The sequence below is a fragment of the Natrarchaeobius versutus genome (assembly GCF_041205745.1).
GTDB classification, from domain to species: domain Archaea; phylum Halobacteriota; class Halobacteria; order Halobacteriales; family Natrialbaceae; genus Natrarchaeobius; species Natrarchaeobius versutus.
Genome location: NZ_JBGFCC010000004.1, coordinates 334,834 through 356,871 on the forward strand (window position 1 = coordinate 334,834; position 22,038 = coordinate 356,871).

The following is a 22,038-nucleotide window of genomic DNA, read 5'->3' on the forward strand; positions in this document are numbered from 1 at the left end:
GCTCGTCACCATCCCGGTGATTTCCGCTCGAGGCCAACCGCCGACTCGGTGTTGCAGTCCTCGATTTGGCCGGAAACGGAGACTGCGACTGCAAGCAGTACGAACACCCGCCACGCCGTCGAATCTTCGCCGACGAGTTCCTCGAGACCCGCGGGTGCGGTCTCCAGGCTACACGCTATGATACGGACACTACCCAGACGCCTCGAGGCGGGCGCCGAACAGCACGCGACGACCGGGGTGCGTTCCCGGTGACCAACCGGTACGTCTACGGGGTCGTCCGGGGCGATCCCGTCGAGTTCGAAGCGGACGCCGTCGGCGGCGCGAACGTCGTCTACACGATCTCACACCGCCGACTCGGGGCGGTCGTCTCCGACATCGACACCACCGATCCCGAGGAGACCGACGAGGACGCCACACGCCACGACGAGGTGCTTCGACGGATCATGAACGACGGAGACGGCCGAGCGGTCGTGCCGATGCAGTTCGGCATGGCCTTCGAGAGCGATCGGGCGCTGAAGAACGTCCTCAGGGGTGCACTCCCGGCGTTCAGGCGCGCGTTGAACGACGTCGAGGGGCGCGTCGAACTCGGCGTCAAGATCGTCCGCGAGGAGGACGCCGACGTCGACACCGACGCCGTCGCGGAACGAATCGCCGACGAACTCGAGCCGATCGCCGCACAGTCCGTCGCGAACGACCTGTTCAGCGACCGTCTCGTCCTGAACCGCTCGTACCTCCTCGACCGCGAGGACCGCGAGGCGTTCGACGAGGCGATCGCTCGACTCGAAGAAGGCGAAGACGACCTCATCGTCAGCTACACGGGTCCGTTCGCGCCGTACAGCTTCGTCGACGTCACCATCGGAGCCCAGCGATAACCATGTTCGTCCTCGACGACCTCCTGTTTCGGCCGTTCGTCGGCATCGTCGACGCGATCCACACGATCGCTCTCGACGAACTGTACGACGTCGACGGCCTCGAGGACGAACTCAAGGAAAACCAGTTGTTGTACGAACTCGGCGAACGATCCGAGGAGAAGTATCGACGACGAAAAGCGGAACTGGAGGACGAACTCGAGATCGCACGCGAGGTCCACGAACGGCTCGCGAGCGGTCGCGTGGAGGTGAAATCCTGATGACCGACGACGATCACGACCCGGATGACCGACCCGGCGGATCGGACGACGAGACCGAACGCAACCGCGCGGACGGAGACGACGACCACTGGCTGGAGAGTTTGTTGTCGGCGCTCGAGGGCCTCGAGGACCTCTCGACGTCGGAGCGCAGGCGGAGCGGGCGGTCGGTGTTCGACGTCGACCTCTCGGTCCGTCGCGGCGACGACGTGGTGGACGACGAGCCACGGCCGAAGCGAGGGTCACTCGCTGGCGACAGGCCGACGGGGACCCCTCGCGATCCGCACGATCACGAATCGCGGCGAAAACGCACTCGAACGCGTTCCTCGAGTCGCCCCTCCGTGGCGACGCGTCGATACGAGGACGAACTGCTGGTGACGGCTGACGTCGGTGACGCCGACGCCGACGACGTGACTGTCGGGTTCGAAGGAGCCGCGCTCGTCGTCGGGCTCGCGGGTCGCGAACTCGACCGCGTCGAAGTTCCCTGGACCGACCACACGGCCGAGGCGGGGATCAGAAACGGCGTTCTCACGGTTCGCGTCGAGCCACGGTCCGGCGAGGAGACCGGCGACAGAGAGGACGCCGAAGCCGGCGAGACAGCAGGCGAGGGAACCGACGACACAGGAGACGACGAGACGGATGGCGTCGGGATCGACGGGGCGGACAACGCGGGTGGCGACGGGACGGACGATACGGAGGTCGACGATGAGTGAGTCGTCCGCGACCGAGGGCCGAGACGAGTTCGGCTCACTCCTCGAGGAGGGAACCGAACGTCTCGAGGCGGTCGCCGAGCGCCTCGCCGACGTCGACGCCCTCGAGGACCTCGAGGGTGACGCGCTCGAGTCGACTGTGGGCGACCTGGAGACGCTCGCGACCGCCGCGGCGGAGGCGGGAGAGCTAATCGAGGCGATCGACCTCGACGACCTCCCCGAGGCCGTCGACGGAGACGATCTGCTCGAGGCGATCGAAATAGGCGAGATTCCAGAGGTGCTCGCGGACGACGACGAGGGACTCGGTGAACTCGTCGATTTCGACGAACTCGTTCGAGCGGTCGATCTGTTGTCGGCCTGGAATGCGGCCGATCTGGGCTCGATCGTAGCGGAGGGCCGTGAATTCGAGGACGCGGTCGACGATCTGGCGGACGACGGTGACGACGCGGGCATCCTCGAGCAGGCGGCCTCGGGCGTGACGGACGAGGGCGGAATCGGCGGAGACGGCGACCTCTTCGACGACGCCGACCCGTCGGACGCACTCGGCGACATCGACGTGATGGAGGATCCGGAGGCCTACCAGGTCGCCATCCAGCAGGGTGCGATGGAGGGGATCGACGCGTTCCGCGGGGCGTTGCTCGAGACCCACGCGAAGTTCGAACGCCTGTACGAGTTCAACCGCGAGAAGATGCGCCGTCGAGACACCAGCGCAAACTCGCGAAATCCGACGGCGGTCTCGACGATGCCGACCGAGCGAGCGGCCGTCGGAAGCGGCGTCAAACACGCGACGGTTCCCCAATCCGTTCGGCTCTCGACCGCACCTAGCCGGACGCGGATTTACGGACAGCGCTTCGAGCGCGAGCGAAAGAAACGGAGAAACGACGATGACTGATCCACCACGACGACAGACTCGAGCCGAATGCATCGTACGAAAAACGACCGATCGCTCCCCGCGACCCACGAGGCGGGGTGCGGACGCCAGTGGCGTCGCCCGAGACGGCGGCCGAGTCGCGGACGGCCGATGCCCGCCGGTGCGCTTCGTCGACGAGACGGCGAACCTGGGAGGTGGTCGGCGTGGTCGATGACTTCCAGCCGAGTCGGCAGAAGACGGACCTCGCCGAGGTCGTCGAGATGTTACTCGACAAGGGAATCGTCATCAACGCTGATATCGCCGTCTCTATCGGCGACACACAGCTGCTCGGGGTCCAGGTCCGAGCCGCGATCGCTTCGTTCGAAACCGCGGCCAAGTATGGCCTCGAGTTCCCCGAGGGAACGGACATGCGCCGGGTTGCGGCGGCGGCCGGCGACCCCGAACTCGCCGAGATGGAGCGGCCGAGGCCCCCGATCGACGCGACGAGGGGCGTAAACGTCACGCCCGACGAGCGGTACGCAGACGAGACGCGGATCGAGGACGAATCCGACTCGAGCGAGAACGCAGAGGAGGCGACCGACGATGACGAGAACCGCGGCGAGGACGTGAGCTTCGAGCCGCCGGATCGCGGAACCGAACACCTCGGCGCGCGACCGGACCCCGAGCGGCCGACGAGCGGCGGCCTCGAGATGATCGGCGGAGACGGCGATAGCGACGAGTCAGATGGGCGAGACGACTCGAACGCGGGGGAAGATGAGGCGGACGAATCCACGGGAGAGGAGTCGGGTGAAGAGCCCACGGCGGAGACGGAGGGGAAGACGTGACCCAGATCGACGTCGGCGACGGCGAGGACGCACGCGACGGGCTCGTCACCCTCGTCGTCACCGTCGTGGAGATTCTGATCGCCGCCCTGGAACGCGAGGCGGTTCGACGCATGGAGTCGGGTTCGCTCACCGACGAGGAGATCGAGCGTCTCGGAAGTCAACTCGCGCGGATCGAAGCCGAGATCGACCAGCTCAAACGCGACGAGGGGATCGAGGAGAGCGTCGAGGACCTCCACGGCGACCTCGACGGCCTCGTCTCGGACGCGATCGAGCAACTTCGTGGCGATGCCGGCGCCGTGTCGGCACCCGGGTACTCCGTGTTCGGAGGTGAACGCGAGTGACCGACGACGGCGTAACCGATCGATCCACGGATCCGAACGCCCAGAATCGACAGTCCCCTTCCGTCGGAAGCGAAGCCGATGGGCCGCCGGCGATCGACGAGGGACGGTATCTCTACTGTCTCGTCCGGGCCGAAGAAGACGCATCCCTCGAGTCGGCAGGCGTCGACGACGAGCCGGTATCGGTCGTCGTCGAGAACGGCGTCGGCGCCGTCGTCCACGCTTGTGGCGGCCTCTACGACTCGTCGGATATAGAGCAGATCAGACGCTGGCTCGTTCGCCACCAGTTGGTCGTCGACCGAGCGGGCGAGGCGTTTGGCACCCCGGTCCCGTTCCAGTTCGACACGATCCTCCGTGGCGACGACGAGGCCGTCCGCGCCTGGCTCCGCGAGGAGTCCGAAACCCTCGAGCAGGCGCTCTCGGGACTCGCAGGTCACTGGGAGTACCGAGTCGAGGTCGTCGAGACCGATCCGATCGGCGACGACGCGTTGGTCGAGCGCGACGATCGACTTCGCGAACTCGCCGACAGAATCGACGACGCCGGTGAGGGGACGGCGTATCTACTCGAAAAGCAGTTCGATCAGCGCCTCGGGGAGTTACGCGCGGCCCGTCGGGAATCGATTTCGACCGACGTGACGGAGCGCCTCGAGGCCCATACACGGGAAGTACACCCCCTCGAGCGCTCGCCTACCGCGTCGCTCTCGGACGACGTGACGGCGGACGGTGACGAGGAAACGGCCGACAGCGACGGCGGTGAAACGCTTTGTCGACTCACCCTGCTCGCCCACGAAGACGACGAGGGCGCGATCGGCTCGGTTCTCGAGGAGGTGGCCTCGACCGACGGACTCGAGGTCAGGTTCACTGGACCGTGGCCGCCGTACACGTTCGCGCCGGAGTTGGGCGGCGAATCGACCGGCCCATCACAACGATGAAACCGAGAAAAGACGACGAGGCGCTCGTCGACGTGCTCGATGTTCTGCTCAGAGACGGCGCGGTTCTCCGGGCGGACGTGATCGTTTCAGTCGCCGACGTCCCGCTCGTGGGGATCAAACTCACCGCGGCGATCGCCGGCATGAAGACGATGACCGAGTACGGTCTCTTCGAGGAGTGGGACGTCGAACGGCGTCGGTCCCCGATCACCCGTCGACAGCATGCGCCGCGGCGCTCGAGCGAGGATAGATCCGGGCAGTCGAGCGAACGCGAAACGATCGGAAAGCACAGGTCGAACGGAGGGCAGAGGTCGGATGATTCGTGAACGGATCGGGCGCCGGCGATACCCCGCTGGTTCCTGACGGTGGCGTGGGGAGTCTCTCCACGACCCGATCGACGGTCACGCGAACTTCGGACGTTCGGTCGTGAGTTCGACGTCGCCGGAGACCACCTCCTCGTCCCGGTCGTCGTCGTAAACGTACTGTCCGGTCGACCCACAGAGCGTACACTCGTAGGTCTCGGATATCTCGTTTATCACCTCGCCGTTCTCGAAGTAGATGCGGCTCTGGGTGATCTGCAGGAACTGGGGGGTATCGCAGTTTGTGCAGGTGATCATACCTGACGGATAGGCACCACCGGTTGTAGTTATCCGGCTTGTAACGGTGCGGCAACCGGTTCTACGGCGGTATTACCGGTGGTTTAGAGGTCGTGCTAACTTAACACACACTCGCGTGCAATACGTCGCGCGTTCGGGGTCAGATCGGGAGGTAATTATCGGTTACCCCGGGGACAGGAGCGGGCTCACAACGGATTCGGATTCGATCGAGATATTCCGGGCGAACGGCGCTGGCTGACCGAAATACGGCGCGTAAGGGGTCGCTTACCGGTTCTCATCGTGTGAGCGACCGACAGGAACGAGATACTGACCGTCTCCGCTGCGATGGCCGTCGTGAGGATCGACGTCGACTGGATTCCGGGCGGCGGTGGGGTGGGACCCGGTAAGACCGCTCGTCACACTCATCCCGCGTTCGAGCTATCGATCGACGGCGATCCGCTCGCCCGTTCGAGCCGCCTCGTAGGCGGCTTCGGTTAGAGCCGTCACCTGGAGTGCGTCTCGAGCGGTCGCCGGCGGCTCCGTCCCCTCGAGAACGCTTTCGACGAAGGCGTCAGCGCGAGACGGATCGCGACGGGAATCGATGTAGGGGGAGAACTCGCTCGCGTCGGCGTCGATTTCGAAGACCTCGCGCGAGCCCCACTGGGTCCCCTCGAGGTACACCGCCCCGTCGTCGTCCCAGAGGTGGATGTGTTCGCGGACCGACGGCGCGTCGCCGTTGAACGAGAACGTCCCCGTAGCGCCGTTCGTAAACCGGACGTCGAGGTGCGCCCGCCGATCGACCCGTCGGTCGTCGTCCTCAAACTCCATGCTCGCGGCGACCGACTCGGGTTCGAGACCCGTCGTCCAGAGTACGCCGTCTAAGACGTGACTTCCCGTATCGTAGAGGAACCCGCCGCCGGAGCGGTCGGGATCGAGACGCCACGTCCCGCTCGAGAAGTCGATCCAGTCCTGGGTGATAGTCGCGGTCAGCCAGGTTGGCTCGTGGTCGGCGAAGCGCTCGCGTGCCGTCCGGAACGCCGCCTGGAGGTGGCGCTGGTAGCCGACCATCAGCGTCCGATCGCTTCGCTCGAGGCGGTTCACGACGTCGCGTGCGTCCGCGAGGTCGGTCGTCAGGGGCTTATCACAGTAGACGTGGAGATCGTACTCGAGTGCGGCGACGATCTGCTCGTAGTGGAGGGTGTGTGGCGTTCCGATCAACACCGCGTCCAGCTCGCTCGCTTCCTCCTCGAGCAGATCGTCGTAGTCGGTATACTGGCGCTCTCCCGGGACGTCGAATGCCTGCCCGGTCGTCGCGAGGGCGTCGGCGTCGAGATCACAGAGGGCGCTCACCGTCGCGTCCGGGTTGGTGTGAAACTGGCCGCCGACGGTGGTTCCGATATATCCGAGTCCAACGATACCGATTCGAAGCGGCGCGGTCGAACGGGATCCGTCCATATCGACGACACCATCTCGAACCGCCTGTACGTACCGGAACCTATCACAATTCGCACCCATATCGCTTTCCGACCGGGTGAACAACGACGGAGTACGATGGTCACGATCTACGCCCTCGAGGGCTGTCCGTACTGCGAAGCCGTCACCGATCGACTCGACGAAATCGACGTCGACTACGAGTACGAGTGGGTTCCCGCGCTTCACTCCGGTAGAGACCAGGTCAAACGCGTTTCCGGACAACGCGCCGTCCCGGTACTCGTCGACGAGGAACACGGCGTCACGATGGCGGAGTCAGAAAACATCCTCGAGTACGTCGATCGGACGCTCGCTTGAGGAACCGAACGTCGTGCTTCGAAATCGAGTCTACCCGCTCGATCGTCGGCTATCGAGCACGGCCGCAGTCTACCGATAACGGTTGGCGATAGTTCGACGCTATCGATTCGAACGCCGCCCCAACCGATTCGTAGCATCGTGCTATACGAGTGTTACACGCCCCCTGCTGACGGTGGACGATTGCTACTGTCTGCCAACCGTCCGCATAACAATGTGAGTCTCTGCCAACGGAACACGTGCGGGGATGAAAAGGCCCCGCCGGGTATGCGTTCGGCTCAGACATCACCGCGCTGACCAGCCGATTGCGTGCGTTCGTGCCCGGATCGCTCGGAAGTGGACTCGCCCCCGCTTCGAGTTAGCTCATGTCTCTCACACCGGGGTGGGCCCCGCCCCCGCCCAGGTTTCAGGTCGTCACGTCCCCACTGTCGAACGTTAGAATTCGGTGACGACGGGCATCCCGACGGTCTCGTACTCGCTCATCGCGGCCAACGTCTCCGGAACCTCCTCCAGCGAGAGTCGTTCGCCGACGATTTCTCCCGGGTCGAGCGTCCCCTGTCGAATCAGTTCGAACAGCTCCCGGTAATGGATCGGTGGCATGCCGTGGGAACCGTAGAAGTCGATCTCCTCGAGCGTCATGACGTCGATCGGTAACTCCACGTCGCCGGCCTCCTCGCCGGTCGTGAGACCGACCTGGACGTGCGTCCCCCTCGTTCCAAGCCCCTGGATCGAGTTGCGGCAGGTGTCCGCGATTCCGAGCGCGTCGATGGAGACGTCCGCCCCACCGTCCGTGATCGAGACGACTTCCTCGGCCACGTCGTCGACCGCCGTCGCGTCGATCGTCTCGGCCGCCCCGAGCTCCCGCGCCCGCTCGAGGGGCTCCGGGCGGACGTCGACGGCGACCGGCCGCGCGCCGAGTGCCTCCGCGATGTGAATCGCCGACAAACCGACGCCGCCACAGCCGTGGATCGCGACCCACTGCCCGGGCTGGATCTCGGCACGGTCGACCAGCGCGTGATACGCCGTGACGAACCGACAGCCAAGCCCCGCCATCTCGGCGAACGCCACGTCGTCGGGCAACTGGACGCAGTTGAACTCGGCGTTCGGAACCGGGAACGCCTCGGCGAACGCACCGGGTGCACCCGCCGAGAGGCCGAGCGCGAGGCCCGACTCGCAGTTGTTCGATCGCCCCTGGCGACAGTGCGAACAGGTGCCGTCGCCGAGGTGGAACGGAACGGTGACTCGATCGCCCTCCTCGACCGTCTCGACGGCGTCGCCAACGGCCGCGACGACGCCCGCCGGTTCGTGGCCGAGGATCTGTCCCGCCGGGACCGACGCGCCAACCCAGCTCCAGTCGCCCCGCCAGGCGTGCCAGTCGCTCCGACAGATCCCACACGCTCGCGTCTCGACGACCGCCTCGTTCCGCCCCGGCTTCGGATACTCCACGTCCTCGATCACGAGCGGCTCTCCGTGTTCCTCGAGTACGGCGCCACGCATGGCTGGGTACTCCGTCGGTGAGAACAAAAACGTATCGTCACCGCAGAAGTCGGCTCGGAATCGGCGCCACCGCAGGACTCGTCGCCAGCTACGCCGGAAGCTGGCTCGAGTCGGTTCTACTCGTCGTCCTCGTCGTCCTCGTCGAAGCTCACGTCCTCGAAGTCAGCGTCGACGAACTCCTCGTCGCCGTCTGCGTCGGCGTCACCGGGTGTCGGTCCACCCATATCGCCCATGCCACCCATGCCGCCAGGGCCTGCGCCGGCACCGGCCGCACCCGCACCGCCGGCTCCGCCCGCGGCACCGGCCTGTTGCTGGTAGACCTGCTTACCGATCTCCTGGAGCTCCGAGCTGAGCTCTTCGACCGCCGTCTCGATGTCCTCCGCGTCGGCCTCGTCGTCGTCGATCGTCGCCTCGAGATCCTCGACGGCCGCCTCGATCGACTCTCGCAGATCGTCGTCGACTTGCTCTTCGTTCTCCTCGAGTAAGGTCTCGGCGCGCTGGATCGTCGCCTCTGCGGTGTTGCGGGCCTCGATCCGGGCGCGTTTCTGTTCGTCCTCTTCGGCGTGTTTCTCCGCTTCCTCTTGCATGCGATCGATCTCGTCGTCGGAGAGGCCGGCGCCGCCCTCGATGGTGATCTCCTCGCTCTCGCCGGTTCCTTTGTCCTCCGCGGAGACGTTGACGATGCCGTTCTCGTCGATCGAGAAGGTGACTTCGATCTGTGGGGTTCCCGCGGGCGCCGGCGGAATGCCGGTCAGGTGGAACTCGCCGAGTTGTTCGTTCTTCTCGGCGAGTTCGCGCTCGCCCTGGAACACCCGCACCTGCACGGAGGTCTGGTTGTCGGCCGCCGTGGTGAAGATCTTGCTCTCCTCCGTGGGAATCGTCGTATTCTTCTCGATGAGACGCTCGAAGAGGCCGCCTTTGACCTCGATACCGAGCGAGAGCGGCGTGACGTCGAGCAGGACGATGTCATCGACTTCGCCGCCGAGAACGCCGCCCTGGATGGCCGCGCCGAGTGCGACCGCCTCGTCGGGGTTGACGTTCTTCTGGGGTTCTTTCCCTGTTAACTCCTCGACTTTCTGTGCGACCTGGGGCATCCGGGTCGAGCCACCGACGAGCAACACCTCGTCGATGTCGTCTTTGCCGTAGCCGGCGTCTTCGAGGGCCTGCTCGGTCGGCTCGACGGTGCGATCGATCAGATCCTGTGTGAGCGACTCGAACTTCGCGCGAGTCAAACTCTCTTCTAAGTGAATCGGGCCGTCGTCGGTCGCCGTGATGAACGGGAGGTTAATCTCGGTCTCCTTGCGACTCGAGAGTTCGATCTTGGCCTCCTCGGCGGCGTCTTTGAGCCGCTGGAGGGCCTGACGGTCTTCGCGGAGGTCGATGCCGTGGTCGGCCTCGAACTCCTCGGCGAGGTAGTCGATGATCGCGTGATCCCAGTCGTCGCCACCGAGATCGTTGTCGCCGTTGGTCGCGACGACCTCGTAGACGCCGCCGCCGAGGTCGAGGATGGAAACGTCGAACGTGCCGCCGCCGAGGTCGTACACCAGCACAGTCTGGTCGGAGTCGTCGTCGAGGCCGTAGGCCATCGACGCCGCCGTCGGCTCGTTGATGATCCGCTCGACCTCGAAGCCGGCAATCTCGCCGGCGTCTTTCGTCGCCTGACGCTGTTTGTCGGAAAAGTACGCGGGAACCGTGATGACGGCTCGCTCGACGTCGTCGCCGAGGTACTCCTCGGCGTCGCGTTTGATCTTCTGGAGGATCATCGCCGAGATCTCCTGGGGCGTATACTCTTCGCCCTCGACGTCGACTGTGTAGTCTTCCTCCCCGATGTGCCGTTTGATCGACGCGATCGTCTTCTCGGGGTTCTGGATCGCCTGATTCTTCGCCGGCTTGCCGACGAGCCGTTCGTCGTCGTCGGTAAACGCGACGACCGACGGCGTCGTCCGGTCACCTTCCGCGTTGACGATGATCTCCGGATCGCCGCCTTCCATCACCGCGAACGCGCTGTTCGTCGTTCCGAGGTCGATACCGAGAATTTTGTTGCTCGCCATTAGGAGGGCATTGTGCGCACTTTGGTTTAAACGTTACTAGCCAGGGTGGGGAGGCGAATAAAACTCCTGTGGCCGATATTCGACTGGATCGAATCGCACGTCGAAACGGGTTCTCGAAACGCCCTCGAGTCGAGTCACACCGCGTCTCGACAGCCGAATCATACCGAGTGTCATCAGTATGCCCAACGTCGCCAATCGGATTACATACGTGTCACGAACCAGTCCTCACTGCGTGTCGTCAGCGGATCGCACCGAGTGTCGTGGAGCGGACGGGAAGAAAACCAAAAAAGACGTTTGCGGTGGCTGACAGTAAACCGTCTCAGGCGTCGCCGGTGCCCTCCGGCGACTCGTCGCCGTTTCCGTCCCCGGTCTCGACCTCGCCACCGAGTTCGATCGCGTCTTCGCCCTCGTCGGCACTCGAGTCCGCCGAATCGCCGCCGCCAGACTTCTCCGAAGCGTCGGCCCTCGAATCTGCCGACTCGGCGTCTGCGGTCTCTTCTCCGTCCGCCTCCGGCGCGACCGTCTCGGATCCTTCGGATTCTTCGGATTCCTCGGAATCGGTTGCGAGTTCGCCGTTCGAGACCGTCACCTGTGCGTTCTGGATGACCTTCTCACCCATCTCGTACCCGGGCGTGTAGACGTCCGCGATCGTGCCCTCGGGCTGGTCGCTGTCGACTTTCATCATGACCTCGTGGCGCTGGGGATCGGTCTCGGTTCCTGGCTCGGGATCGATCTCCGAGACGTTCTCGTCGGCGAGCACCCGGTCGAACTCCCGGAGGGTCATCTCGACGCCCTCGCGAAGCCCCGCCGCGTCGTCGCTTTCCTCCTCGAGTGCGCGCTTGAGGTTGTCTCGAACGCCGATGAGGCGTTCGACGAGGTCCTCGGTGGCGCGGTCTTTGACCTGCTGTTGGCGCTTTTTCGCCCGTTTCTTGTAGTTCTGGAAGTCGGCTTGCTTGCGCTTGAGTCGGCTTTTCAGCTCCTCGACCTCCGCTTCGTACTCCTCGAGTTGGTTCTCGCGTTCGGTGAGCGTCTGCTCGCGGCTCTCGAGGTCGTCTTGCAGGTCGCCGATCGTGTCGGCCTGGGCTTCGACGCGCTCGGAGAGGTCCTCGAGTTCCTCGCGCTGGTGGCCGACCGTCGACGAGAGTTCCTGTAGCTCCTCGACGACCGAACTGATCTGCTCGGCGAGTTCGTCGTCGTATTCGGTGACGCGATCGAGGAGTTCCTGTACCTCTTCGCCGGACTCGTTCGGTCGATCCGGTTCACTCGAGTCGGACGATTCGTCCTCGGTCGATTCCGCCGCGGCTGGCGCCGGGTCGGATTCGGGCTCGTCCTCCTCGACCGTTCCGTCGGTTTCCGCCGCCGTCGCCTCGCCCTCGTCCGGTTCGTCTTCGGACGGGACTTCCTGGGCGGAGTTTGCGCCCTCGTCTTCGCTCATGTTCGGCTCAACGAACAGCGGAAATAAAAGGGTTGAGGTCCCCGTCTGGCGCCGGTGTGGACGGCTCCTGACTCTCTGTATCAGGCGGTCTGCTGTCCGTCAGCTCCGGCGCGACGCGACCAGTCCCATGGTCGCGTCGATACATCGGGACAGCGTTCCGTCTGAGTCGCCCGACCGGGCGTTGAGACCCCGACAGTATATGATCGACCGGTCCCCACTACCCGTCGTGTCGCGATCATCCGACGCCGCCGGGGCGGTCGAACTCCGGTACGAGGACGGAACGATTCGGATCGATGGCGAGGAGTCGGTCGTTCACGCACTCGAGCCGGCGATTCCCTCGCTCTCGAGCGATAGACGTTCCGGCGGCTGGCGCGTTCCGGCGACTCGCTACGTCGACGTTCGGAACGAGTTGTGCGATCGGGACGTCCCAGTCGAGGATCGGGTGCTCGCACTCGAGTCCGTTCCCGACCTCGAGTCGGCCTACGAACTGCGTTCCTACCAGCACGAGGCGCTGTTGGCCTGGCTCGAGACGGATCGATGGCTTGATCGTCCCATCGAGACGGGAACCGATGTCGACTGCGCTCCCGCCGGCGTTCTCGAACTGCCGACGGGGAGCGGAAAGACCGTCATCGCGCTGTCGGCGATCGAACGCCTTTCAGTGCCAACGCTGGTGGTCGTCCCGACGATCGACCTCCTAGAGCAGTGGCAACGGGAACTCGAGGCGGAGTTCGAGGTGCCGATCGGCCGCTTTGGCGGCGGCGAACAGCGTCGGGAGGCGATCACGGTTTCGACGTACGACTCGGCGTACCTGAAAGCCGACGCCGTCGGCGACCGGTTCGGGCTCGTCGTCTTCGACGAGGTCCACCACCTCGGCGGGGAGGGCTACCGCCAGATCGGCAGATTGCTCGCCGCCCCCGCGCGACTCGGGCTCACCGCGACGTTCGAACGGCCAGACGACGCCCACGAGGTGATCGCTGAACTCGTCGGCCCCGTCGTCTCTCGCGTCGACGCCGACGAACTCGCAGGCGACCACCTCGCGGCCTACGACGTCAAACGCCTCGAGGTCGACCTGACGGCCGACGAGCGCGAGGCCTACGAGCGAAACCAAGAGACGTTCACGGGCTACCTCGCGCGGTCGAACATACGGATGCAACGCGGCTCGGACTATCAGGAACTCGTCAAGCGATCTGGAAACGATCCCGAGGCTCGCGAGGCGTTGCTCGCCAGACAGCGCGCGCGGGAGATCGTCTTCGGGAGCGCGGCCAAACTCGAGGCGCTCGAGGGGATCCTCGAGAACCACCGCGGTGAGCGAACGATCGTCTTTACGGCCCACAACGACCTCGCGTACGACGTCAGCGAACGATTTCTGATCCCAACGATCACCCACCAGACCGGCGCCGCCGAACGCCGAGAGATCCTCGAGCGATTCCGCGAGGGGACCTACACCCGGATCGCCACCTCGAACGTCCTCGACGAGGGCGTCGACGTCCCGGACGCCTCCGTCGCGGTCGTCCTCTCCGGAAGCGGGAGCGAGCGTGAGTTCACCCAGCGTCTCGGTCGCATCCTCCGACCGAGCGAGGAGACGGATCGGGCGTTGCTCTACGAGGTCGTCACCGCGGACACGTCGGAGGAGAGCACTGCGTCTCGGCGGCGTTGACATCCTCCCGCGGTAACGCGTGGTGATTCGCTCGTGTTCGATGAGGACGGCTGATTTCGAGCGGCCTGTCGGCCGTCGGCTCTGCCTGATCGCAAACCGGCCTCGATCGAGACAGCGGTGCGTATCAGGTTCCGTGTCGTCGAAACAGCGGCGCCGCGGCACCGCTCGAGAGCGCATCCGGCGGCAACTCCTCGGCGTCGGTCGCGCTGGCGAGGTAGATCGCGCTGTTGAGCAACCCGATGTGGCTGAACGCCTGCGGGAAATTGCCGAGAAACGTCCCGTCGTCGGCGTGGATCATCTCCGAATACAATCCGAGCGACGACGCGTGCTCGAGAAGCGATTCGAAGACGTCGGTGGCCTCCTCGAGACGACCGGAGAGGACGAGTGCGTCGACGAGCCAGCACGTACAGATGACGAATCCCCCGGGCTCTTTCGGTCGGGCGGGGCTGTCGGCGAATCGAAAGACGAGTCCGTCGTCGGTCGTCAACTCCTCGAGGATCGTATCGATCGTGTTCTGTACGCGGTCGTCGTCGGGTGGCAGAAAGTCGTACAGCGGGATCAGGAGGGCGGTCGCGTCGAGTGCCTCCTCGGCACCGAAGTACTGGACGAAGCTTTCGCGTTCCTCGTCGTAACCGCGCTCTTCGATCGCCTCTCGAACGGCATCGCGCTCGCGCTCCCACCGATCGACCGGCGCCTCACGATCGTACTCCTCGGCCAGCCGGATCGCCCGATCGATCGCCACCCAACACAGGAGCTTCGAGTGGAGGAAGTGTTCGTGGAGGTCGCGAAACTCCCAGATTCCCTTGTCTCGGTCCTCCCAGCGCTCGCAAACGTAGTCGGCGAGCGCGCGAGTCGACTCCCAGTCGTAGTCGGAGAGGCCGTTCTCGTACCGAACCGTCTCGTAGATCCCCTGGACGATCGTGCCGTAGATGTCGAGTTGCTCCTGGTCCGCGGCGGCGTTGCCGATCCGGACCGGCTTCGAGTCGCGATAGCCCGAGAGGTGCTCGAGGTGTTCCTCCTCGAGATTGGTCTCCTCGTGGAGCCCGTACAGCGGTTGAATCTCCGCGGGCGTCTCGTGGCCGATCTCCCGGAACCACTCGAAGTAGCGGTGGGCTTCGGTGGATTGGCCCACGCTATGAAGCGCCTGAATGGTGAACTTCGCGTCGCGGATCCAGTTGTACCGGTAGTCCCAGTTGAGCTCGCCGCCGATCTCCTCGGGGAGCGACGTCGTCGGGGCGGCCGGAATCGACCCCGTTTCGTCGTGGATCAGGAGTTTGAGAACGAGCGCCGATCTGACGAGTATCTCCTGGTACTCGTCGTCGAAACTGAAGACGTCCGTCGCCGACTCCTCGCAGTTCTCGAGCCACGTCCGCCAGTAGTCGACCGTGTCGTCGTGACTCTGCTCGTACTCGCCTTCGCTCCGGCGGTTCGGCCCCCCGTACTGGAGACAGAGCCAGCACGACTCCCCCGCTTCGATCGAAAGCGTCGTCGACGCGACAGTCTCGGCCGCATCGATCTCGAGGTCGACGTCGGTGTGCAGATAGAGACGGCCCGGTTCGTGATCGCGCATCCGGTCGTCCTCGGGCGCCGCCTCCAGGCCCCCGCCGTCGCCTTCGCGCTCGCCGGCGATTGCGACGACGTCGCCACGATCGTCGCGGTCGAGCGTGGTCGCAGACCGCGCGTAGTCGAATCGCGGTTCGAACACTACCTCGAGTTCGACGGTGCCGGAGACGGCCTCGACCTTCCGGTAGATCGCTTGTTGTGCGAACTGGTCGGTCGATCCCCGCTCGTGTTCTGAGTCGTCGGTCGTCGACTCTCGGATTGCACTTGGCCCCGAAACGGGCATGAAATCGGTCAACGTCGCCGTTCCGCCGTCCGTTTCGAACGTCGTCTCGAGGACGTTCGTCCGCTCGACGTACTCGTGCGTCCCGTCGTACTCCCCGCTGGGACGGACGGCGAACTGCCCGCCGTCTTCCGGGTCGAGGATCGCCGCGAACACGCTCGGCGACTCGAGGTGGGGGAAACAACACCAGTCGATCGATCCGTCGTGGCCGACGAGCGCACAACGATCGTCGTTGCCGATGAGACCGTAGGCGTCGATCGGCAGGAATGTGTCATCCATGTGGTACGCGTCGAAACTCCGTTAGAGTCCGATTCCGTGGCATTAGCGTGCGGTCCGATTGCGTTTCTCGTTCCACGTCGACGGGCAAAAGCGTGGGCTGTGCGATAGCCGCCCCGGCTCGGATCGTCTCGACGCCCGACGTCCGGCCAACTCGCGGGGAGCGGATCGTTTTTGCCGTCGCGTACCCGAGTTCGAGCCGGATGCTGACCAAGGACCTGCTCCGCGTCTCGAGAGCCGGTGGCGGCTATCACCCGCAGTTCGCCGGACGGGAACACCGGCCGCTGGCCGCTCGCGTCGTCGGGACCTACCAGGGCCACGCTGGCGAGACACGCGGCGATCTCGAGGCGGCCCTGGCCGAACTGGAGGCCGACGCTCCCGACTTCAAACTCGTCCGCGGGTTCGCGGCGTTGCTCGAACGCGACGCGACGTTCGAAACCGACGCGCCGGTCGATCCGGAACGCGCCAGGAGAGGCGCGTTCGAGGCCGCAGAAGCCGTCGGCGTCGTGAGCGAAGACGACCGGGCGGCGGCGCTCGCGGACGCCGGTGGCTCACTCAGGTGCTCGGTCGACGACCTCGAGCGATCGCTGTACGCCGACCTCGAGGAACGGCAGGTCCTTACGGCGGTCGACTCACGGTGGGACCCCGACGACCTGATCGCCCAGTACAACCTCTCGCTCGCACAGACTGCGCTGTTCGACGCGACCGAACTCCGGGTTCGCTCGAGCGATCCGAAGGCGCTGGTGACGGCGGTCAAGCGACTGCGGCTGATGTACGAGATCTACGCGCCGGACGACGAGCCGACCGACGCAGTCGAGGGTGGCGACGGGATCGACGACCGGGCGAGCACCCGCGAGGTCGTCGTCACCGGTCCGACGCACCTCTTTCGAGCGACCCGTCGGTACGGAACGCGGTTCGCCCGTCTCCTGCGAACGATCGCGACGGCCGAGCAATGGTTCCTCGAGGCGACGATCGACGACCGCGGCACCGAGAGGCGCCTCTCGCTCTCCCACGAGGACCCGATCGAAGTCCCCGACGTCGCCCCCGTCGCCGACGTCGAGTTCGACAGTAGCGTCGAGGCGGAGTTTGCCGCCCGCGTCTCGACGCTCGATCTCGAGTGGGATCTCGTCCGCGAACCCGAGCCCCTCGCGACGGGAACGCGGGTGATGATCCCCGACTTCGCGTTCGAGTACCACCACGGCGAGTTCCGTGTCTTCTTCGAGATCATGGGCTTTTGGACGCCCGAGTACGTCGAGAAGAAACTCGGCCAGCTCGAGGGCCTCGAGGACGTCGAACTGATCGTCGCCGTCGACGAATCGCTCGGGGTCGGCGAGGAGATCGCCGCCCGCGACTTCCGGGCGGTTCCGTACTCCGGGTCGGTCCGGCTGAAAGACGTCGCCGACGTCCTCCGGGAGTACGAGCGGCAACTCGTCGCCGAGAGCGCGGCCGATCTGCCGGCGGAACTCCGTCCGGACGCAGACGTCGTCTCGCTCGAACGAGTCGCCGACGAGCGCGGCGTCGGCGAGGACGCCCTCGAGGCGGTCGCCTTTCCGGACCACGAGCGGGTCGGACGGACGCTGATCCGACCGTCGACGCTCGAGGCCGTTGGCGAAGAGATCGACGTCGGGATGACGCTCTCGGAGGCCGAAACCGTCCTCGAGAGCTACGGCGCGACCGACTCGAGTGCGATCCTCTCGGAACTCGGCTACCGCGTGGAGTGGGAGGGGCTCGCCGGCGGAACGATCGTGGAACGATAGCCGCCACCGCCGGCTCCGACGACGTTGCCGTGGGGCGTCGTTGCTGTCGATTCGCCAACTGTTATCGTGGGTCGGCGCGAACGTCACGTATGGCGTACGCACGAACCGGCCCGGAGGAGATCCGAGCGATCGATCGCTGGGACGACGGCGTCGGCTGGCTCGCCCATCCCGACGAGTTCGGTCGCCGCGCGAGTCACGCCGTTCGCGGCGAGGACGGGATCTGGCTACTCGATCCCCTCCGCGGTGTCGGCGTCGAGACGCTCGTCGCCGACCTCGAGGGGGACGTCGCCGGCGTCGTCGTCTGCTCGTGCTGGCACGCTCGAGACGCCGACTGGTTCGCCCGCGAGTACGACGTACCCGTCTTCGTCCCCGAGTGGATGGATCGGGTCGAAGAGCGAACGGACGCGCCTGTCCGCCGATACCGCGGCGCGTTCGACCCGTCGGTCCGGGTGATTCGCTGTGAACCGATCCCGATGTGGGACGAGGCGATCCTCTACTGGGAGTCCCACGGGACCCTGTACGTCCCCGATTCGATGGGGACGATCGACGCGTTTCTCGCCGGCAACGAGCGAATCGGCCTCGAGTTGTTCCGACGACTCACACCGCCACGGAGGCTCCGCCGGTTCGAACCCGATCGGATCCTCGTCGGCCACGGCGAGGGCGTCTTCGACGACGCGACGCGGGCGCTCGAGAACGCGCTCGCGGGCGGACGACGGCGATTTCCGCGGGCGGTGCTCGAGAGCGGACCGGGAACCGTTCGCTCGCTCGTCGGCGCAGTTCGTGACTGAGCCCGAATGAGCGATTCCGTCTCGACGTCTCGAGTGAGGCGTTCGACGGCGCCGCCGTTCAAATCGTCCGTGCCACACCGCATCGTGCAATCGCTTACCGACACGTGCAATCGTTTTGTCCCGTCGCGTCGAAGCCCTCGAGAGAGCGATGATTTCTTCGATCACTCCCGAAACCGGGTGGCTCGACGAGACGTACCCGTACGTCCGAATCGGCGACGGGCCGAAAACCCTCCTCGTGATTCCGGGGCTCAGCGACGCGATGTTCGACGGCGAGTACGGCCGGACCGGAGCGTTTCTCACGTGGCGAGGATTCGGCCACTTCACTGACGAGTACACGGTGTACGTCGTGAGCCGACCCCGCGGACTGTCGGACGACCGGACCATCGAGACGATGGCCCACGACTACGCGCGGGTCCTCGAGACACACGTCGGCTCCGCGTCGGTCCTCGGCATCTCGATGGGCGGGCTGATCGCCCAGGAACTCGCCCGCATTCGCCCCGACTTACTCGAGCGCCTCGTCGTCGCCGTCTCGGGCTGTCGGCTCGCGGCGAGCAGTCGGCCGATGGGCCGTAAAATGCGGGAGTTCGCCGTCGAACGCGAGTGGATCGACATCCAGTGTCAGCTCCACGAGGCGATGTTCACGGGCGTGCGTCGCCGACTCTATCCGGCGTACTCACGAACTCTCGGCCGCCTCCGACCGCCCGAACCCGCCTCTCCCCGCGACGTCGTCGTCTCTATCGACGCGGTTCTCGCCTACGACGGCTCCGACCGACTCGAGGAGATCGAGCCGCGAACGCTCGTCATCGGTGCCGACGACGACCCGTTTTTCCCCGAGGAGATCCTCAGAGAAACCCACGCCGGGCTCCCCGACGCCCAGTTGGCGATGTTTCGAGGGGCCAAACACGGCGTCTTCCTCGAGCGAAAGGAGGCGTTCGACAACTGGACGAAACGGTTCCTCGAGGGGGAGACGGCGCGGGTTCGCGACCGCGCGTACTGATACGGTCTACGGTGTACGAACCACGATCGCCGCCTCGGGAATTTCGTCACCACGACTTATGGTGATCGAAGCCCTCAGATCGAATAGTGGTGATCGATGAGTTCGACCGACGATCCCTCCGGCGAAGAGGAGTACGGAGAGGCCAAAATAAACGAACGCGGCCGGTTGACCATCCCGAAAGCACTTCGTGACGATCTCCGGATCGAAGATGGGACGACGTTCACGGTCATCCGGGAGGGAACGTCCATTCGGCTCGTGCGCCAACTCCCCGAGTTACAGACGGTCTCGTCGGGAAAAGACAGAGACGAATGGGGCGAGGAAGCGTTTCGCGATGCTGGCGAGGCGACGTTCGGAGGTCGGTAATGCGGATTCTCCCCGATCTCAACGCACTCTCCATTCAGTTGATCGACGATCATCCGGGACATCCGTACGTCGCGGAACACCTCGTCCCGGCACTCCGGGGCGAGCCAACACTTCTCATGTTCGGGTACCTTCCGCTTCGCGTCCAGTGGGTTCTCGAGGACCTCGGTTTCTCTACTGTCGAGGCGCGAAACGCGGTGAGCTCGCTCCTTCGACACCCGATGGAACCAGTCGACGTGACCCCAGAGACGGTTCTCGAGGCGTACGAGATCAGCGCCGAGAAAAATCACGACGTCTACGACTGCTTTTACGTCGCGGTTGCGCGCGAGGCCGACGCTGACGCGCTCGTGACGACCGACCGCGACTTCGAGACGCTGTGTGCGGACGAACCGTTCGAGTACACGAACCCCGTTCCCGAGGACGTGCTCTCGGAGTTCACCGAGGTCTCCACGTAAAGCCGACTCGAGCGGCCATTACGGCGATTTCGTAACGTCCTTCCGTAGGAGATTGTTGATCCAGTTCGTTGCTCTCTGGTTGACTGAGATCTACGTGTAGAGCGGTTCCTGACAGATGACTCTATTCCTCGCAGTCAGGGCACAATTGCAAGAGGGGGGCTCTATTAACAATGTGATACACAAGAATGTTAATTATGTTGATCAGTTGCAATCTCCGTGCAGAGGAAGCTTGCGCTGGCTCTCTTGCGACTCGTGTCGGACGGGTGAAAATCAATGTTCGATATCTCACTTAGCCAAGGGAACCAAATGGGCTTGGAGTGGGAGTGTAATCGCTGGCAGTGGTGTTCGGGTTGCTCTCAAAACCACGGTGGGAGTGGCGTAATAGGCGAGACTGGGAAATCATCAGCACCGATACAGGTCCCGTATTCATTCTCTGAAAATTCTAAGAGTTGTGTTTGGGTAGCTGCACCGGGATCATCCCGATAGTCGAATTCCGCACCAGACTCGAACTCGCCCCTAACGATACATTCACCCAGATCGCTTGAAATTTGCTCTTGATTGTAGGTGAATGAAGCCCATTCCTGATCGTAATCTTCAGTAATTATTGATCGGTCTGGGAAGACTGTTACCTCCGCCACATCGTCGCTCACCGCAACCTCTTTCCCTATATTGATACCAAACGCCCCATCTTCAGAGATGTCGACGCCAACGTCAACGGAGGCTGTCGTTACTGTTTCTTGGAATCTGGTCCGGAACTGGGCTCCCCAATCCACCTCTTCGATCACATCACTGTCCCAGAAGAGGGTGACCTGTCCATCTTCGAGGGTGAAAGTCGATCCGTGCGCACTGACGTTCGCAGTCACTTGGTGAGTCCAGCCATTTCCGGAAACTATCTCATTATAATCGAAACCGGAGGTGGTAGCGCCCAAGATAGTAACGTCCTGGGTATGTACCGACTGCTGATAATCGGCAGGCGAAATCTGCTTGACTTGCGTACGGTCACCGGTTCTGTACTCTCGTGCGATTGACTCGAGTTTCGTCCGGTCAGCAGGTGAGTCGAAATTGCGGAACTGGAGATTACCCGAGGGAGTGTCAACTACTTTTCCATGCTTCCCGTCGTACACGAGAATGTAATATCCTTCACGATCGGCGTTCTCACTGTCTTCTTTCGCCCCAACACTAGTGCTAAGGACTCCTGTTGAAACGGCGCTACCACCGAGCAGCTTCAATATGTTTCTTCGCTGCATGTGGGTTGGTAATAGCCCATAGAACTTATAATTAACTAATACTATTAGAGTTTTAATTAGGCGGTCAAAGGAGATTAGATATAACGTGGACAGCTGATCGGAACACTCTATCTCTTCACTTTCTATGGAGATAACGCGATTAGAGCGGTTCTAGCTAGCAATCCTACTGAGCAGAAGCAATTGTCCAATCATGCCGATCCTCATATGGATGTGTAGGAGAATCCGCTAGCGAACATATTTGGAACCGTGAATGATCCCCACCAAAACTCCTTCACGATGTTAATCCGTACGAATCCTATCGTGAAACGTGTGAGTTATCTCTCGTTGAAGTGTGGCCCGTTCGAGTGAGCCAGGCCCTTCTACGATCCGTTCCTATAGAAAATCTTGTTGTCTTTGTTCATTTTGTCTGGACGATGTGACAAACGTTGTGTTTAGTATATATTTATAACTTATAATTATATTTTGTTCCCCCATATGATAATAGATATATCCATAA

The 22,038-nt window shown here is 63.9% G+C and carries 22 protein-coding genes; 15 read left to right on the plus strand and 7 right to left on the minus strand.

Annotated elements, in window-relative coordinates:
- The first annotated feature begins 248 nt into the window (after positions 1-248).
- From AB7C87_RS11620 to gvpM, 8 genes are all read left to right on the plus strand, one after another.
- Positions 249-872, plus strand: a complete 624-nt coding sequence (locus tag AB7C87_RS11620; RefSeq protein WP_369729730.1) for a GvpL/GvpF family gas vesicle protein — start codon at positions 249-251, stop codon at positions 870-872.
- A 2-nt stretch (positions 873-874) separates the two neighbouring features.
- Entirely contained in the window at positions 875-1,129 is a 255-nt protein-coding gene (gvpF, locus tag AB7C87_RS11625) for a gas vesicle protein GvpF (protein WP_369729629.1), read from the plus strand.
- Positions 1,129-1,839 (plus strand): DUF7127 family protein, encoded by a 711-nt coding sequence (locus tag AB7C87_RS11630; RefSeq protein WP_369729630.1) that lies wholly within the window; start codon positions 1,129-1,131, stop codon positions 1,837-1,839. Before gvpF ends, AB7C87_RS11630 begins: the two co-directional genes overlap by 1 nt.
- Positions 1,832-2,728 (plus strand): hypothetical protein, encoded by an 897-nt coding sequence (locus AB7C87_RS11635; RefSeq protein WP_369729631.1) that lies wholly within the window; start codon positions 1,832-1,834, stop codon positions 2,726-2,728. The genes AB7C87_RS11630 and AB7C87_RS11635 overlap by 8 nt, the downstream gene beginning before the upstream one ends.
- Before the next feature lie 173 nt (positions 2,729-2,901).
- Positions 2,902-3,531 carry a gas vesicle protein GvpJ gene (gene gvpJ, locus AB7C87_RS11640; RefSeq protein WP_369729731.1) on the plus strand — a complete coding sequence of 210 codons (630 nt, stop codon included), beginning with the start codon at positions 2,902-2,904 and terminating at the stop codon, positions 3,529-3,531.
- Positions 3,528-3,872, plus strand: coding sequence for a gas vesicle protein K (locus AB7C87_RS11645; protein ID WP_369729632.1), 345 nt, complete (start codon positions 3,528-3,530; stop codon positions 3,870-3,872). Before gvpJ ends, AB7C87_RS11645 begins: the two co-directional genes overlap by 4 nt.
- Entirely contained in the window at positions 3,869-4,801 is a 933-nt protein-coding gene (gene gvpL / locus AB7C87_RS11650) for a gas vesicle protein GvpL (protein ID WP_369729634.1), read from the plus strand. Before AB7C87_RS11645 ends, gvpL begins: the two co-directional genes overlap by 4 nt.
- Entirely contained in the window at positions 4,798-5,124 is a 327-nt protein-coding gene (gene gvpM, locus AB7C87_RS11655) for a gas vesicle protein GvpM (RefSeq protein WP_369729635.1), read from the plus strand. The genes gvpL and gvpM overlap by 4 nt, the downstream gene beginning before the upstream one ends.
- A gap of 75 nt (positions 5,125-5,199) precedes the next feature.
- Here the strand turns inward: gvpM and AB7C87_RS11660 are convergent, their stop codons facing one another.
- Both AB7C87_RS11660 and AB7C87_RS11665 read right to left on the minus strand, forming a co-directional pair.
- Complete coding sequence (locus AB7C87_RS11660) at positions 5,200-5,415, minus strand: hypothetical protein (RefSeq protein ID WP_149081294.1); 216 nt, start codon at positions 5,413-5,415, stop codon at positions 5,200-5,202.
- A gap of 417 nt (positions 5,416-5,832) precedes the next feature.
- Complete coding sequence (locus tag AB7C87_RS11665; protein WP_369729636.1) at positions 5,833-6,849, minus strand: Gfo/Idh/MocA family protein; 1,017 nt, start codon at positions 6,847-6,849, stop codon at positions 5,833-5,835.
- Between the two features lie 96 nt (positions 6,850-6,945).
- Between AB7C87_RS11665 and AB7C87_RS11670 the strand changes: the two genes are divergently transcribed.
- The gene (locus AB7C87_RS11670) at positions 6,946-7,182 is read left to right on the plus strand and encodes a glutathione S-transferase N-terminal domain-containing protein (RefSeq protein WP_369729637.1); all 237 of its coding nucleotides are present in this window, start codon (positions 6,946-6,948) and stop codon (positions 7,180-7,182) included.
- 432 nt (positions 7,183-7,614) lie between these two features.
- Here the strand turns inward: AB7C87_RS11670 and AB7C87_RS11675 are convergent, their stop codons facing one another.
- From AB7C87_RS11675 to AB7C87_RS11685, 3 genes are all read right to left on the minus strand, one after another.
- The gene (locus AB7C87_RS11675) at positions 7,615-8,676 is read right to left on the minus strand and encodes a zinc-dependent alcohol dehydrogenase family protein (protein ID WP_369729638.1); all 1,062 of its coding nucleotides are present in this window, start codon (positions 8,674-8,676) and stop codon (positions 7,615-7,617) included.
- 116 nt (positions 8,677-8,792) lie between these two features.
- Complete coding sequence (gene dnaK / locus AB7C87_RS11680; RefSeq protein ID WP_369729639.1) at positions 8,793-10,727, minus strand: molecular chaperone DnaK; 1,935 nt, start codon at positions 10,725-10,727, stop codon at positions 8,793-8,795.
- A 319-nt stretch (positions 10,728-11,046) separates the two neighbouring features.
- Entirely contained in the window at positions 11,047-12,162 is a 1,116-nt protein-coding gene (locus tag AB7C87_RS11685) for a nucleotide exchange factor GrpE (RefSeq protein WP_369729640.1), read from the minus strand.
- Positions 12,163-12,361: 199 nt separating this feature from the next.
- On the opposite strand from AB7C87_RS11685, the gene AB7C87_RS11690 reads away from it, so the two are divergent.
- Complete coding sequence (locus tag AB7C87_RS11690) at positions 12,362-13,819, plus strand: DEAD/DEAH box helicase (protein WP_369729641.1); 1,458 nt, start codon at positions 12,362-12,364, stop codon at positions 13,817-13,819.
- Between the two features lie 124 nt (positions 13,820-13,943).
- Here the strand turns inward: AB7C87_RS11690 and AB7C87_RS11695 are convergent, their stop codons facing one another.
- Positions 13,944-15,941 (minus strand): glycoside hydrolase family 15 protein, encoded by a 1,998-nt coding sequence (locus AB7C87_RS11695; protein ID WP_369729642.1) that lies wholly within the window; start codon positions 15,939-15,941, stop codon positions 13,944-13,946.
- A 200-nt stretch (positions 15,942-16,141) separates the two neighbouring features.
- Here AB7C87_RS11695 and AB7C87_RS11700 point away from each other — a divergent pair, with 200 nt between their 5' ends.
- From AB7C87_RS11700 to AB7C87_RS11720, 5 genes are all read left to right on the plus strand, one after another.
- The gene (locus tag AB7C87_RS11700) at positions 16,142-17,695 is read left to right on the plus strand and encodes a DUF790 family protein (RefSeq protein ID WP_369729643.1); all 1,554 of its coding nucleotides are present in this window, start codon (positions 16,142-16,144) and stop codon (positions 17,693-17,695) included.
- An 89-nt stretch (positions 17,696-17,784) separates the two neighbouring features.
- Positions 17,785-18,483: a hypothetical protein gene (locus AB7C87_RS11705; RefSeq protein WP_369729644.1), complete on the plus strand. Its 699-nt coding sequence runs from the start codon at positions 17,785-17,787 to the stop codon at positions 18,481-18,483.
- 148 nt (positions 18,484-18,631) lie between these two features.
- Positions 18,632-19,480 (plus strand): alpha/beta fold hydrolase, encoded by an 849-nt coding sequence (locus AB7C87_RS11710; protein WP_369729645.1) that lies wholly within the window; start codon positions 18,632-18,634, stop codon positions 19,478-19,480.
- Positions 19,481-19,576: 96 nt separating this feature from the next.
- The gene (locus AB7C87_RS11715) at positions 19,577-19,843 is read left to right on the plus strand and encodes an AbrB/MazE/SpoVT family DNA-binding domain-containing protein (RefSeq protein ID WP_369729646.1); all 267 of its coding nucleotides are present in this window, start codon (positions 19,577-19,579) and stop codon (positions 19,841-19,843) included.
- Positions 19,843-20,295 (plus strand): type II toxin-antitoxin system VapC family toxin, encoded by a 453-nt coding sequence (locus AB7C87_RS11720; protein WP_369729647.1) that lies wholly within the window; start codon positions 19,843-19,845, stop codon positions 20,293-20,295. The genes AB7C87_RS11715 and AB7C87_RS11720 overlap by 1 nt, the downstream gene beginning before the upstream one ends.
- Positions 20,296-20,651: 356 nt before the next feature.
- On the opposite strand, the gene AB7C87_RS11725 is transcribed toward AB7C87_RS11720, so the two are convergent.
- Complete coding sequence (locus AB7C87_RS11725) at positions 20,652-21,542, minus strand: hypothetical protein (RefSeq protein ID WP_369729648.1); 891 nt, start codon at positions 21,540-21,542, stop codon at positions 20,652-20,654.
- Positions 21,543-22,038 lie beyond the last annotated feature (496 nt).